The organism is Allobosea sp. P2_B12, from assembly GCF_056404835.1.
In genome coordinates this window covers 593,342-605,137 of the sequence record NZ_JBFUDG010000003.1, presented here as the reverse complement: position 1 = coordinate 605,137, position 11,796 = coordinate 593,342, and the positions used below count along the sequence as shown (strand labels likewise).

The following is an 11,796-nucleotide window of genomic DNA, read 5'->3' as shown; positions in this document are numbered from 1 at the left end:
GAATATGCCCTCATCACATGACAATCAGCGCGCGGCGTTGGAGCGAAAGCCCCAGCGCCGCGTTGCCGTTTAAGGACCAGTCCAACCAAAGGACTAAGTCCAGCAAGCCTTATCGCGGGGTGGAGCAGCCCGGTAGCTCGTCAGGCTCATAACCTGAAGGTCGTAGGTTCAAATCCTGCCCCCGCAACCAAAACACACCAAAACCCCGTCGCACCAGCGGCGGGGTTTTTGACGTTCCGCAGGGAAGAACGCCAGAATTCGCGCCAGGTCAGCCCGGCCTTCGTCGACCAGGTCGTGCAGATGAGCGCCTGTATCCCGGGCCTGTCCGGCGCCATGCGTCGCCTCGTTGCTGCCAGGGCAGCCGTGCTTGAAGCCGTCTCTGCGATCGATGCCGATGTGAAGCGTCTCGTGCGCGTATCCGACGCCTGCCAGCGGCTCATGACCATCCCCGGAGTGGGTCAGCTCACTGCGCTGGCCTTCGCCGCTGCGGTCGATGACCCTTCACGCTTCCGGCGCTCACGGGGATCTCGGAGCCTATCTCGGCCTCGTACCGCGGCCCTATCAATCCGGCGAGATCGACTATGTCGGCGGTATCTCCAAGGTCGGTGACAAGCGCGTGCGAACACTGCTCTACGAAGCTGCGAACGTCATGCTGACCCGTTGCAAGGGCGGGCTGAAACTGAAGGACTGGGCACTCGCCATCGCGAGGCGATCGACAATGCGCAAGGCGCGCATCGCACTCGCCCGCCGCCTCGCCATCATCATGCACGCCATGCTGCGCCACGGCACCGAGTTCCGGCCAGCCTGACATCCACGAGTAGTTACGCAAAGGCAAGACAGGAGGCCGCAATGAGATCCCGAGCGGGAGCGACGCCCGAGGGAGGGAGCAGATGATGGCGCCGATTCTGTAGCATGCCGCCGACCAGATCGGCCGACTGCGGTTTCAACCAAGCCACCCCGCACCCAGCCGACCCCATCAAGTGCCGATGAGCACGCGGAGAACGCAGGCTCCCAACGGCATTTTCCGCTCAGGACCATGCAGCCAGACCTTGACCCGTTAGAGAACACTATCGGCGCGTCCTTGTCTTTGAGCCGCACGGCGTAGAAATGCGGCAGAGATAAAGCGGTAACCGTATTCGTTTCGGCCTGCGGGTTGCCAACTCGGATGCTCATCGTCGCTGAAAGGTGCTTTTGCGACGGCGCCAAGTGGGCCAATCTCGGTGCCAACCTTCTTTGAAACAGGCATATAGCGCCCCATGGTCGACACAGCTGTCTCAGGTGACGCATTGCTCTGGCACTGGTCCGGGCGCTCAAATGAGATCACGTGGACTGTTCCGGCATCCCAAGAGCCCATCGCGGATACATCACAGCTCCGCAACGGCGATGCGCAGATCCGGCTCCATGATGGGACGATTGCGACGCTCAGCGAGCTTGCGCTGTCCGCGGCCCGGGATAGCTCGGCCTTTGTCGGCCATGTCGCCGCGAGCCCTCCCTTCCTCGCGATCGATGGTGCCGCAGTGTTTGGCCGGTGGATCAGCCCGCTCGATGTGGCGGGTACGGTATTTCCCGATGAGCTCGCATGCAAAGGCCAGCCCGATGCGTTGAGCCGCGCCTTGCTCGAGGGCATGGAAGCCCTCCCGGAAGCCTTCGTGCTCTATGACGCGGAAGACCGGATGCTGATCTGCAATGCTCAGTACAAGCGCCTCTACCCTGCAGTCGCCGACCTCATGAAACCGGGGCTCTACTTCCCCGATCTGGTGCGCGAAAGCGTGCGCCGGGGCGTCTTCAAGATCAGCGATGACGAGGACAATTGGGTCGAGCGGCGCATTTCCTTCCACAGGACCGGCATCGGCTTCTTCGAGCAGCAGCTCGCCGATGGACGCTGGATCCAGGTCAGCGAAAGGCGCACCCCCTCCGGCGGCACGACCAGCATCCGCGCCGACATCACGGTCCTCAAGGCGCGCGAGCGTGATCTCAGGGCGGCCCGCGCCAGGGCCGAGGCGGAGATCGCGATGCGCACCCAGTTCATCACCAAGGTCGGGCACGAATTGCGCAACCCGCTGAACGTGATCTACGGCATCGCGCAACTCCTTGCCGAGGAGGCGATGCCGAAGCGGCACCAGGCAATGATCCAGAACCTGGTCGGGGCGTCCCGTGCGATGCGCGATGTCCTGAACGACATCCTAGACATCGCGAGCATCACATCCGGCCGCGTCGCCATCCAATCCGAGATCGTCGAGAGCCAACCCCTGCTTCAGGAGATCGCGGGTCTTGCGCGGAGCATGGCGAAGCAGAAGGGCCTGACCTTCCATGCCCGCATCCGCCCCGACGAATTGATGCCGATCTGGTCGGATCCGCGACGCCTGAGGCAGATCTTCTTCAATCTACTGAGCAACGCGTTCAAATACACCGCTTCGGGGACCATTTCACTGCGGGCAGCCGTCCGCCGCAATGCCAGCGACAGCCCGGTGCTGCGCGTCACGATCACCGATTCCGGCTCCGGCATCGACAAGGACCGCTCGCGACGCCCCTTCGCGCCCTATGGCAGGCACAAGGACCACGTCGCCTCGGGAATCGAAGGCCTTGGACTGGGATTGGCGATCAGCGAGGAATTGGCGGAGGCCATCGGCGCGCGTCTGGGACTGGCCCCCGGCCGCCATCGCGGGACGCGGGCCTGGGTCGATATCCCCCTCGCCAGCCTGGGCGAGAGGCCCCAGCCGGAAGCTCCAGCCGGTTCGGACCGGATCATCGCCGCCGGCGGCCCGCCGCTTGATGTCCTGGTTGTGGATGACGAGCAGATCAATCTGATCGTCGCCGAGGCGCTTCTGAAAAGGCTCGGTCACAAGGTTACGACCGCGCTCGATGGGCGGGCGGGCATTGCCGCCTTGGAACAGCGTTCCTATGACGCTGTCCTTCTCGACATCTCGATGCAGGACATGTCCGGCATCGATGTGGCCGGGTGGATCGTCGATACGCGGCCGCGCGAGAGCTGGCCAGCCATCATCGCCATGACCGGGAACGTACTGCCCGCCGACATCGAGACCTATTTTGCCGCGGGGTTCACGGGCTTCGTCGAGAAGCCTGTCGCCCTGGAGCAATTGGCGGAGACGCTGACAGCGACACGCGATTTCGCGCGGGGCGTTAGCGTGCTGCAGCCCAAGGACCGCCTGCGCTTTTCCGAGCGAACGGACAGCCTCGGCGATTTCGACACCTCGCGCCTCGACCGCATGGTTGGAGATGTCGGGCCGGAGACTGTTCAGGCAATCGTCGTCGCGGGTACGGCGACCCTCCGGCAGGCAGCTGAAGCGCTGGCGTACCCCTCGGGCGATGAGGGCGATCTCGGAAAGCTGATGCACAAGGTGCATGCCGCCGCGGGCCTTTTCGGCTTTCACGAGCTGTCGGACAGAACTCTGCATCCGATCGCAGACGGGGACGGCGCCATATCGCAACGCCAGAACCGCCTTCTGGTCGACTGCCTCACCGACGCGATCGCGCAGATGGAGCACTATGCGTCCCGTCTCGATGAACGGCCGGCGCCTCTGACCTGAAACCGCGGCGTGGTTTCGAGCTTGTAGCCATAGCCCCGCACGGTTTTCAGCAAGGCGGAATCGAGCCCGGCTTCGGCAAGCTTTCTGCGCAGCCGCGAGATCCTGATGTCGATGGCGCGCTCGGATTCCGGCGCGTCGCCGCTCGTTACGGCATCGATCATCTGGGCGCGCGTCAGAACGCGATCCGGGCTTCGCGCCAGCGCGGTCAGCATCGAGAATTCGAGCGCACTCAGATCGACCCGGTCGCCGGCAGCGTTGAGAAGTGTGCGGCCCGCGAGATCGAGTTCACCGCCGGCGCACGCCAGGCGCATGGCGGGATTTTTGTCCTGCCGCTCGCCGCGGCGCAGGATGTTGTTGAGACGCAGCACGAGCTCGCGCGGTTCGAACGGCTTGGTGATGAAATCATCAGCGCCGATTTCCAGCGCCAGCAGCCTGTCTTCCGCGCCATGCCGCCCCGTGACCACGACGATCGGGATAGACGACCGCGCTCGCACCATACGCGTCAGCACGATGCCGTCCTCGTCGGGAAGATTGAGATCGATGATGACGGCGTCCCAGCTCTCGCGGTCCAGCCGCCTCAACCCGGCCTCCGCCGAGCCCACTCTTTCGGTGAGGTAGCTGGCGGTCCTGAAATAGGCGGCGAGAAGAATGCCGAAGGTGTCGTCATCCTCGATGAGCAGCAGTCTCTTGATCGAACGCCTCCCGTTTAGAGCCCTACCAAGCTGAAACAATCGTGAAGCAATGACAACACATTCGTGAAGCCCGCCGCGGTTAGCTTGAAGGTTCACACCCCAGTGGGTGAAGGAACGGCGGGCCGCCTGGCCACAGCCCAATCAAGGGGAATACCGTGTCGGATCATAATCTTGCGGTGGAGAGTCTCGATCGTCGGCGCCTTCTTGGGCTCGGGACGGCTGCCGCCCTGAGCACGATGCTGCCCACGCCCTCTCAGGCTCAGAGCGGGGATCTGGTCGTCTCGAACTGGGGCGGCGACTGGAACGAACGCATCGTGAAAGGGTTCGAAGCCCCAGCCTTCGGCTCCTCGCCGCTGCGCATCGTCCATGACCTCGCTCCGGTGCCTGAACGCAAGGCCAAACTTCTCGCCGAGCGCCGACTTCCGCGGGGCACTGTCGATGTGACCTGGCTCAGCGACGCCGATGCCTACGAAATGAACGCGCAGGGTGCGCTCGAGACGCTCGACGTCTCGCGCATCCCGAGCCATGGCAACATCAACGAGAAATTGCGACTGCCCTATCTCGTGCCCTGCATCTATGGCGGCGTGGTGATCCTCTACAATCCGGCCAAGATCCCTGAGCCTCCGACGAGCTTCGCCGATCTGTGGAACCCGAAATATGCCGGCCGTGTCGGGCTGATGGACCAGATCTACTTCAACTACATCTATGCCGCCTCGCTCTCCCATGGCGGCTCGATGGGCGATGTCAGCAAGGCTTTCCCGGCCCTGCTGGAGATGAAGAAGGCGGTCCAACCGCGGCTCTATCCCTCGCACCAGGCTCTCGCCGCCGCCTTCAAGGATGAGGAGATCTGGATCTCGGCCAACTACAGCGCCCGTGCTGTGCAATGGGGCGCCGAAGGCCTGCCGATCCGCTGGTCCTACCCCAAGGAAGGCGCGGTCTTCATCTCGTTCGGGGCAGGCATTCCCAAGCGCGCCCGCAATGTCGACGGCGCCTATAAATATCTCGACGCAATGCTGCAGCCCAAGCCCATGGGGGCGATCGCGGAGGCGACCTCCTATTCGGTGGTGACCGGCAATGCCGAGCTCGCCCCCGATGTGCGCAAGCGCCTCGAATTCACGCCCGACCAGATCGCCAAGCTGAACTTCGTCGACTACCCCTACGCGGCCAAGAGCGATCCGAAATGGGTCGAATGGTGGAACAAGGAATTCAAGGCTTGAGCCTGGCCTTGGACACCCCCGCACCGAGCCTCTCGCCTCGCCTGGCCCGCCGGTCCAGCGCCGGTTGGCTTCTCCTTCCCAGCCTGACGCTGGTTCTGGCCGGTCTCGTCCTGCCGCTCGTCCTGATGGGCCGGACGAGCCTGGCGGTGTTCGATCCGGGCCAGCTCGCCGCTGAAGGGCTGACGCTGGAGAACTACACGCGTTTCTTCGGCGATCCGTTCTATCTGTGGATTCTCGCACGCACCCTGACGGTCGCCGCCTCCTGCACATTGGTCTGCCTGCTGCTGGGCCTCCCTGCGGCCTACATCCTCACGCGCCTGACGAGTCCGGGCCTGAAGACGGCGCTGATCCTGGCGACGATCGTCCCACTGTTGATGGGCAATGCCGTGCGCGCCGCCGGCTGGATGGTGCTGCTCGCGGATCGCGGCCTCGTCAATTCGGCGCTGCTTTACACCGGCATCATCGTCGAGCCGGTCCGCATTCTCTATACGGGCACCGCGGTGGTGATCGGCCTCATCGCCGTGCTCCTGCCCTTCATGATCATCTCACTGCAGAGCGTCTTCGAGGGCATCGGCGAAATCTACGAGGAGGCGGCGCTCAGCCTCGGCGCCCGACCCTGGTCGATGTTCTTTCGTGTGCTGCTGCCGCTGGCGATGCCCGGCATCTTCTCCGGTTGCCTGCTCTGCTTCGTGCTGGCTGTGAACGCCTATGCAACGCCCGTCCTGATCGGAGGCCCGTCCTTCCAGATGATGGCGCCGAAGGTCTATGAGCAGGCGATCAAGGTTTACAACTGGCCTTTCGCCGCGAGCCTCGCCTTCATCCTGATGGGCGTCACCTTTGCGCTGACCGTGCTGTCGAGCGTGACGCTTCGCAAGCGCTACGGGATGGTGTGACGATGCTGCGCGCCACCTCGGCAAGATTTGACACGTTTCGTCCCGCCATGATCCTCGGCTCGGCCATCGCCTTCGTGACGGTTCTGGCGCCGCTCGGGGCGGTGATCTGGGTCAGCTTCTTCAAGAACAAGATCATCGGCTTTCCGCCGAGTGGCTACACGCTCGATTGGTATCTGGCCGCCTGGGAGATGAACCGGTTTCGCGACGGCTTCATCACCAGCTTGCAACTCGGCATCGTGGCGACGCTGGTCAGCCTGTTGGTCGGCGTTCCAGCCTCCGTCGTACTGGCGCGGGGCGACTTCCCCGGGCGGGAGGCGATCCAGGCCTTGCTGCTCGCGCCGTTGATCGTGCCGGGCATCGTCGCGGGCGCGGCCTTCTACATGTTCCTGATCGAGATCGAGGTCGTGACCGGCATCCAGATCGCGATGACTTTTTCCGGCCTGGCGATCGCCCACAGCCTCATCGCTTTGCCCTGGACGGTCAGGCTCGTCACGGCCTCGCTGCTGGGAGCCGACCGCCAGCTCGAAGAGGCGGCGCTCACCATGGGAGCTCGCCCGCTAAAGGCCTTCTGGCGTGTGACCTGGCCGGTCATCCGGCCAGGCGTCGTGGCGGGTGGGCTGTTCTCCTTCGTGGTCTCGTTCGTCGATCTGGAGAAGTCATTGTTCCTGGTCGGGCCGGGCACCACCACGCTGCCCATAGCCATCGTGAACTACCTGGAATGGAGCATCGATCCCACGATCGCGGCCGTCGCCACTGTTCAGATCGTACTCATCGCGGCCGGGCTCGTCGTCACGGACCGCTATTTCAAGCTCACGCGCGCATTCTGAGAAGACGTCGATGTCAAAGATCACACTTCGCGACGTAACCAAGCGATATGGCAGCCTGACCACGGTAGACAAGGTCTCGCTCGAGATCGCGCAGGGCGAGTTCGTCGCTTTCCTCGGCCCCTCCGGCTGTGGCAAGACGACGACGCTGCGCATGATCGCGGGGCTCGCCTTCGCCAGCGAAGGCAGCATCTATTTCGGTGACCGCGATGTGACGGTCCTGCCGCCCTATCTGCGCGACGCCGGCCTCGTCTTCCAAGGCTACGCGCTCTTCCCGCATATGACCGTCGCCCAGAACGTCGCCTTCGGACTGGAGATGCGCAAGGTCGGCCGTGAGGAGAAAGAGCGGCGCGTCATCGAAGCCTTGTCCCTCGTCAAGCTCGATCATCTGGCGGGCAGGCTTCCCAAGCAGCTCTCCGGCGGCCAGCAGCAGCGCGTCGCCCTGGCGCGCGCCATCGTCTATCAGCCCGAAGTCCTGCTCCTCGACGAGCCGCTTTCCGCGCTGGATGCCAGGCTGAGACACGAGGTCAGGACCGATCTGCGGCGTCTCCAGTCGAAGCTCGGGCTCACCACCATCTTCGTCACGCATGACCAGGACGAGGCGATGAGCGTGGCCGATAGGATCGTGGTGATGTCGGCAGGCAAGGTCGAGCAGATCGGCACGCCTCACGACATCTATGAGCGGCCGGCGAGCCGCTTCGTCGCCGAGTTCATCGGCCTGGCGAATTTCATGGAGGGCGATCTGGCCGCGCCGGATCGCTTCCGCGCCAGCAACGGCGAAACACTGGCAATCACGGCTGATGCGCGTCGCGCCAGCGCCTCGACCATCGCGATCCGCCCCGAACGGATCAGCCTGCACCGGCCCGCAAGTGAGATCCTCGCGGACAACCAGATGGCCGCGACTGTCGAGGAGGTCTCCTATCGCGGGGCGCTGACTGAATTCATCGTCCGCAGCGATGTCGGCCAGCGGTTGATCGCCCACAAGCAGAACCAGGACATCGCACAGGTCGACCTCCCCCGACCCGGGGATCGTGTGGTCGCAGCGTGGTCGGCCGCGGCAACACGCGCCTTCTGAGGCTTTGAGAGACCGGCATTTCGGATAACGGGCGCGCGGCGAGCGCAGCGCCTGAACGAGGACGCGCACGCAAGACGCGCACTGGGACGAAACCGCTTCGAGGCGCGTGATGACCGAGCGACATGAAGGATACTGCACGCTTTGCCGCTCGCGCTGCGGCTCAGTGACTCTCGTCGAGAACGACAGGATGATCGGAGTCGAGCCTCGCCCTGGCCATCCGACGGGCGGCGCCCTGTGCGCCAAGGGGCGCGCAGCCCCCGAAATGGTCCACAGCCCGCTGCGCCTGACCACGCCACTGCGCCGCATCGGCAAGAAGGGCGAAGGCGCGCCACAATGGGCCCTGATCAGCTGGGACGAAGCGCTCGACGAAATCGCAGCGCGCTTGCTGTCGATCCGCGCGGAATCGGGCGCGGAGGCCGTCGCCTTCGCCATGACGACCTTTAGCGGCACCCCGATAGTCGACAGCTATGATTGGGTCGAGCACTTCATCCGCTGTTTCGGCAGCCCCAACCTGATCTATGCGGTCGAGGTCTGCGGCTGGCACAAGGACTACGCCCATGCGCTGACATTCGGACGCGGCCTCGGCATTCCGCAATATGAGCGCGCCGATGTGATTGTCCTTTGGGGCCATAACCCGGCTCGCACCTGGCTGGCGCAGGCGAGCCGGGTCGCCGAGGCACGAAGCCGAGGCGCGAAGGTCGTCGTCATCGATCCCAAGCCGGACGGTTCCGGCCAGCAGGCTGACCTTTGGCTGCGGATGCGGCCCGGCGCCGATGCCGCGCTTGCCATGGGTGCCATCCGCCATCTGATCGAGACCGGCACCTATGACGCCGATTTCGTGCGGGACTGGACGAATGCGCCGCTTCTGGTCGATCGCGCCACGGGCCGCTTCATCCGTGCAGCCGAGGTCATCGTGGACGCGCCGGAGGGCTTCGCCGTTCTCGACAGTGCTGGCAGGCCAGCCTGCTACGATACGAAACAGACGTTTCCCGAGGAAGCGGGCGTCCAGCTCGACGCGGCAGTGACATTGCAGGCGCTCGACGGCCGCGTGATCGACGCCATGACCGTCTTCCATCTGCTCGCGGAACGGGCGCACGGCTACACGTCCTCCCGCGTGGCGGAGCTGACCTGGATCGCCGAGGCCGAGATCGCCACCTTCTATGCCTTGCTCGAAGGCGCGCCTCGCCTCGCTTATTATAGCTGGACCGGCGTCGGCCAGCATACCAATGCCACCATGACCGAGCGGGCGATCGCCACGCTGTTCGCGCTGACCGGCTCCTGCGACCGCGAAGGCGGCAACATCTGGCCGGTGCCGCCGCCGGCCAATACGATCAACGATCTGTCGCTGCTGCCGCCAGGGCAGAAGGAGAAGGCGCTCGGCCTCGCCGAACTCCCGCTCGGCCCACCGTCTCGCGGCTGGATCACCGCGCGCGACTTCAGCCGAGCCGTGCTTCAGGGTGAGCCTTATCGTGTGCGTGCCTTGATGAGCTTCGGCACGAATTTCGCCGTCTCGCAGGCCGACACGGCCCGCAACCTCGCGGCATTGCAGGCGCTGGAGTTCCATGTCCATGCCGACATGTTCATGAACCCAACGGCGGAATGCGCCGACATCGTCTTGCCGGTGAGCATGCCGTGGGAGCGCGAGGCGCTGCGCATCGGCTTCGAGATCACGCAGGAAGCCGTCGAGACGGTGCAGTTCCGGCGCCAGATGTTGCCGCGCTTCGCACAGTCCCGCGCCGATTACGAGATCGTCATGGCCCTGGCGACCCGCATGGGGATGGCCGACAGCGTCTTCGAGGGAGATATCGTCGCCGGTTGGAACCACCAGCTCGCGCCGCTTGGCGTCACGGTCGATGAATTGCGCGCCTTGCCCGATGGCAAGCGCTTCCCCCAATCTTTCCACTACCGCAAATTCGCCGATCTGCGCGATGGCGAGGTGCAGGGTTTCGCGACACCGACCCGCCGCGTCGAGCTCTATTCCGAGCTGATGCGCGAGCATGGCTACGACCCATTGCCCGATTTCGTCGCGCCTGATGACGGGCCTGCCGAAACCGGCCGGCTGCCGCTGGTGCTGACCACGGCGAAGAGCGGCTGGTTCGTGCATAGCTCGCATCGCCATGTCGCCTCGCTGCGTCGCAAGGCGCCCGATCCGTCGGTCGAGATCGGCCCCGGCCTCGCGCAGGCCCGCGGACTGTCCCAGGGAGACTGGGCCGTGATCGAGACACGTATCGGCCGCGCGACCTTGCGCGTTCGCATCAACAAATCGCTCGACGACCGGACGGTCGTGGCGGAATTTGGCTGGTGGGAAGCCTGCGTGCCGCTGGGGCTCGGCGGCGGTGCGATCACCGGCTCTGACACGGCGAATATCAACGCTGCCCTGGGAGACGCGCAGCGCGATCCCGTCAGCGGATCAGTGCCGTTGCGCGCCGTCAGATGCGACATCCGGCGTCATGCCTCCGCGAACCGGGGACACTGGACCGGCCAGCGTCATTTCACGGTTACCTCAGCCCGGCAGGAAGGAACCGACGCCATCGCGCTGTCGCTCGCGCCATGCGACGATGGCGCCCTGCCCGATTTCTTGCCCGGCCAGCATGTCCTCGTCCGCCTGCCGGACAACCCGCTGGCGCGAGCCTATTCCCTGACCGGCCCGGCGAGCCATCCGGGCAAACTCTCGATTGCCGTGCGCCACGATCGGTCTGGCGGCGATAGCGCATCGCTCTCACAGGCTCTCCAGCGTGTGCGCGTTGGCGACGAGGTGCTGATCGAGGCGCCCTCCGGGGTCTTCACGCTACCCGTCACCAGCACCCGGCCCGTTATTCTGATCGCGGGCGGAATCGGCATCACGCCTTTCGCGGGCTATCTTGAGGCGGTGGCAGCAGCAAAGCCTGGGCCGTCTCACGAGATCCACCTCCTGCACGGTTGCCGCAACGGCGCCGAACATCACCTCGCCGGGCGCCTCGACGAACTCGCGCGCGAGTTGGAGGCGCTTCATCGCGTGACGGCCTATTCGCAGCCAAGTCACGAGGACCGGCTCGCGAGGCGCTTCGACCAGGAAGGGCGGCTTGATCTGAAGGTCGTTGCAGACATCGTCTCGCAACGTCCGCTCGCCTATCTGTGCGGTTCGCCGGGCTTCAACAAGGCGATGACGGCTGCGCTGGTGCATATGGGCCTACCGCGGTTCGACATCTTCGCCGAGGCCTTTTCTTCGCCGGGGGAGATGCCCGCCCGGCTGGAGCCGCAGACCGTGACGATCGCAGGAACGGGGGAATCCTTCCTCTGGACGCCCACCGCCGGCCCTATCCTCGATGCCGCGCTGGCCGCCGGTCTGGCACTGCCGAGCGGGTGCCGGGTCGGCCAATGCGAAAGCTGCTCGGTGCGCGTCGTCGAGGGGCGCTTCGCCCATATGGTCGATTTCGACGGCGAACCCGGTCAATGCCTGACCTGTCAAGCCGTTCCGCTCTCCGCTCTCACGATAGCGTTCTGAGCTTGGCTCGCTTCTACGGACGGACGCCCCTGTGACGACAGCACTCGACCTGTCTCAGTTCAG

The 11,796-nt window shown here is 64.8% G+C and carries 7 protein-coding genes, 1 tRNA gene and 1 pseudogene; 8 read left to right on the top strand and 1 reads right to left on the bottom strand.

Going from position 1 to position 11,796, the window contains the following annotated elements:
- The first annotated feature begins 113 nt into the window (after positions 1 to 113).
- The 3 genes and pseudogenes from AC1DYU_RS11590 to AC1DYU_RS11580 all read left to right on the top strand — a co-directional run bounded on the left by AC1DYU_RS11590 (position 114) and on the right by AC1DYU_RS11580 (position 3,548).
- A tRNA-Met gene (locus AC1DYU_RS11590) sits at positions 114 to 190 on the top strand.
- A gap of 71 nt (positions 191 to 261) precedes the next feature.
- Positions 262 to 808: pseudogene (locus AC1DYU_RS11585) on the top strand (IS110 family RNA-guided transposase); the annotation flags it as partial.
- A gap of 817 nt (positions 809 to 1,625) precedes the next feature.
- Positions 1,626 to 3,548, top strand: coding sequence for a response regulator (locus AC1DYU_RS11580; RefSeq protein WP_476791726.1), 1,923 nt, complete (start codon positions 1,626 to 1,628; stop codon positions 3,546 to 3,548).
- On the opposite strand, the gene AC1DYU_RS11575 is transcribed toward AC1DYU_RS11580, so the two are convergent.
- Entirely contained in the window at positions 3,506 to 4,381 is an 876-nt protein-coding gene (locus AC1DYU_RS11575; RefSeq protein WP_476791725.1) for a response regulator transcription factor, read from the bottom strand. The two genes, AC1DYU_RS11580 and AC1DYU_RS11575, sit on opposite strands and share 43 nt — an antisense overlap.
- Positions 4,382 to 4,476: 95 nt before the next feature.
- Here AC1DYU_RS11575 and AC1DYU_RS11570 point away from each other — a divergent pair, with 95 nt between their 5' ends.
- The 5 genes from AC1DYU_RS11570 to AC1DYU_RS11550 all read left to right on the top strand — a co-directional run bounded on the left by AC1DYU_RS11570 (position 4,477) and on the right by AC1DYU_RS11550 (position 11,733).
- The gene (locus AC1DYU_RS11570) at positions 4,477 to 5,457 is read left to right on the top strand and encodes an ABC transporter substrate-binding protein (RefSeq protein WP_476791724.1); all 981 of its coding nucleotides are present in this window, start codon (positions 4,477 to 4,479) and stop codon (positions 5,455 to 5,457) included.
- Complete coding sequence (locus AC1DYU_RS11565; protein ID WP_476791723.1) at positions 5,454 to 6,350, top strand: ABC transporter permease; 897 nt, start codon at positions 5,454 to 5,456, stop codon at positions 6,348 to 6,350. Before AC1DYU_RS11570 ends, AC1DYU_RS11565 begins: the two co-directional genes overlap by 4 nt.
- A 2-nt stretch (positions 6,351 to 6,352) precedes the next feature.
- Complete coding sequence (locus AC1DYU_RS11560) at positions 6,353 to 7,177, top strand: ABC transporter permease (RefSeq protein ID WP_476791722.1); 825 nt, start codon at positions 6,353 to 6,355, stop codon at positions 7,175 to 7,177.
- A 10-nt stretch (positions 7,178 to 7,187) separates the two neighbouring features.
- On the top strand, positions 7,188 to 8,249 hold the full coding sequence (locus AC1DYU_RS11555; RefSeq protein WP_476791721.1) for an ABC transporter ATP-binding protein: 1,062 nt from the start codon (positions 7,188 to 7,190) through the stop codon (positions 8,247 to 8,249).
- A gap of 109 nt (positions 8,250 to 8,358) precedes the next feature.
- The gene (locus AC1DYU_RS11550) at positions 8,359 to 11,733 is read left to right on the top strand and encodes a molybdopterin-dependent oxidoreductase (protein WP_476791720.1); all 3,375 of its coding nucleotides are present in this window, start codon (positions 8,359 to 8,361) and stop codon (positions 11,731 to 11,733) included.
- Positions 11,734 to 11,796 lie beyond the last annotated feature (63 nt).

Excerpts from the sequence above, each read along its gene's own strand:
- AC1DYU_RS11580 (WP_476791726.1), top strand. The coding sequence starts at position 1,626 with ATGGAAGCCCTCCCGGAAGCCTTCGTGCTCTATGACGCGGAAGACCGG.
- AC1DYU_RS11555 (WP_476791721.1), top strand. The coding sequence starts at position 7,188 with ATGTCAAAGATCACACTTCGCGACGTAACCAAGCGATATGGCAGCCTG.
- AC1DYU_RS11550 (WP_476791720.1), top strand. The coding sequence starts at position 8,359 with ATGACCGAGCGACATGAAGGATACTGCACGCTTTGCCGCTCGCGCTGC.
- AC1DYU_RS11570 (WP_476791724.1), top strand. The coding sequence starts at position 4,477 with ATGCTGCCCACGCCCTCTCAGGCTCAGAGCGGGGATCTGGTCGTCTCG.
- AC1DYU_RS11560 (WP_476791722.1), top strand. The coding sequence starts at position 6,353 with ATGCTGCGCGCCACCTCGGCAAGATTTGACACGTTTCGTCCCGCCATG.